The sequence below is a fragment of the Streptomyces niphimycinicus genome, from assembly GCF_018883605.1.
In the GTDB taxonomy this organism is placed as follows: Bacteria; Actinomycetota; Actinomycetes; order Streptomycetales; family Streptomycetaceae; genus Streptomyces; species Streptomyces niphimycinicus.
On record NZ_JAHLEM010001199.1, the window covers coordinates 1 to 2,000 of the forward strand.

Here is a 2,000-nt window from a genome sequence, read left to right on the forward strand (position 1 = left end):
CGCCGCCAGCGCGCGCCCCGGCGCGGGGGCGGCCGGGGGCTCGGGCTCCTCGGCGCGCGGCACCCGGGCGTACAACTCCTCGGCGAGCGAGAAGACATCGCGGTGCCGGAAGCGTGCGGCGGTGCGGTCCGTCACACCGTGGGCCTCCAGCCCGGCGGCGATCTCCAGCGGGTCGACGGCGCGGGCGCACAGGTCGTGGTGGTGGTGCATCAGCGCCCGCACCGGATCGGCGGGCCCCCGCCGCCCCTTCCCCTGTCCCTTCCCGGCGCCGGTGCGCGCGGACGCCTCGTCCGGCCGCCGGGAGACCGGCACCCGGACCCCGGACAGGGCGCCGAGGCCGCGGTCGGAGGAGGCCGGATCGACCGGGCCGTTCCACCGGGGAGGCGTGCTCATGCGCCCTCCTCGGACGGCCGCGGGCCCACGCCCAGCGGCTCACGCGGCGGTGCGGTGGGCGTTGGGGCGGCCCAGGTGGGGGTGTGCTCCGGGGCGGAGCGGGAGGCGAGCGGGCCGGGCAGCCAGTGGCCGAAGCCGTCACCGTCGCGGCCCGCGGTCCAGCGCCCCGGGACATGGGCCTCGGCGGGGCGGGCGAACGGCAGCGGCCCGCCGCCCTCGCCGACCTCCTCGCGCGGCACCGGGCAGTGCGACATCAGCTCCAGATAGATCCCGCGGAAGGCCGCGACGTTCTGCTCGACGGTGAAGAGCTCCAGCGCACGGGCGCGCGCGGCGGCGCCCAGGCGCGCGCGGCGCTCGGGGTCGCCCAGCATGGCCAGGCACGCATCCGCGAGCGCCCGGGGATTGCGCGGGGGCACCACGAGCCCGGTGCCGCCGATGACCTCGCACACCGCGCCCACATCCGTGGACACCGTGGCCCGTCCGCAGAACATCGCCTCGACCAGCCCGACCGGGAAGCCCTCGACCACGCTGGACAGCACCACCACGCCGCCCGCCCCATAGGCGTCGGCCAGGGTCGGCACCTCGGGGTCGCCGAGCCGCTCGAAGGAGACCGGGTTGTCACCGGCGGAGTGGGCGTCCGCCGCCTCGTCGGGGAAGAGATGCTCGGCCAGCGCCCGGCAGTGGGCCGGATAGCCGTCCGTCCCCGGGTCCTCGCCGCGCCGGGTCTCGATGATCCTCAGTCGGGCGTCCGGCTGCCATCTGCGCACCTCCGCGAAGGCGTGCAGCAGGGCGATGACGTCCTTGGGGGGCTCGATCCGGCCCACCCACACCAGCGTCCGGTCATCGCCGCCGGACGGGGCCGCGCCCTGCTCGCCGACCTCCGCGAAGCGGGCTGCGTCCATGCCGGGGTAGACGGTGCGCAGCCGCTCCCGGTCGGCGCCGCACCGCTCCTGCCAGCGCCGCGTATGCGTATTGCCCGGGGTGATCAGATCCGCCCGTGCGTACGCCTCGGCGGCCAGCCGGCCGTGGAACGTGGCGAGCAGGGTCCGTACCGGCCCGGGGAGCGGCCGGCCGTCCGCCGCGTCGGCCGCGCCCGCCAGATAGCACTCGCGCAGCCGGACGCCGTACTCGGTGAGCAGCAGCGGTGTGCCGAAGCGGCGCTTGGCCAGCAGCCCGGGCAGTACGGCCGCGCCGCCGGTCGCGGCGTGGCACAGATCCACCCCGGACAGCCCCGGATCGCCTCCGGCGCCCTCGCCGTACCAGTCGAGCGACAGCGGGCGCAGCGCGCGCTCCAGCGCCTCGGTGACGGTCAGCAGATCGGCGACTCGCACCTGGTGGGCGCCGTGTGGCGCCCCGAAGGTGCGGCAGGCCCGCTCCAGCGTCCCTACGGCGTCCTCGGAGCGGAGCGCGGCGGACAGCCCGCCGTACTCCCCGGCAAGGTCGGCGAGGCCGTGGAGACCATTGGCGAAACGGTCCGCCTCGGCCGTGGAGCGGCCGGGCACACCGGAGCCATGGGGCGCGCCGGAACCGTAAGGCGCGCTGATCGCCGCGGCCAGCTCCCCGAAGTGCTCGGCGAACCGCCGCCGCTGCCGTCGGCCGCCCCGCCC

At 77.3% G+C, this 2,000-nt stretch carries 1 protein-coding gene and 1 pseudogene; both read right to left on the reverse strand.

Annotated features, from left to right (window positions below; translation table 11 throughout):
• A pseudogene (locus KN815_RS48820) lies at positions 1 to 393 on the reverse strand (hypothetical protein); the annotation flags it as partial.
• Positions 390 to 2,000 (reverse strand): glycosyltransferase (locus KN815_RS48825; protein ID WP_216348164.1); only part of this gene is annotated, 1,611 nt, incomplete at its 5' end. The gene KN815_RS48825 and the pseudogene KN815_RS48820, both read right to left, overlap by 4 nt.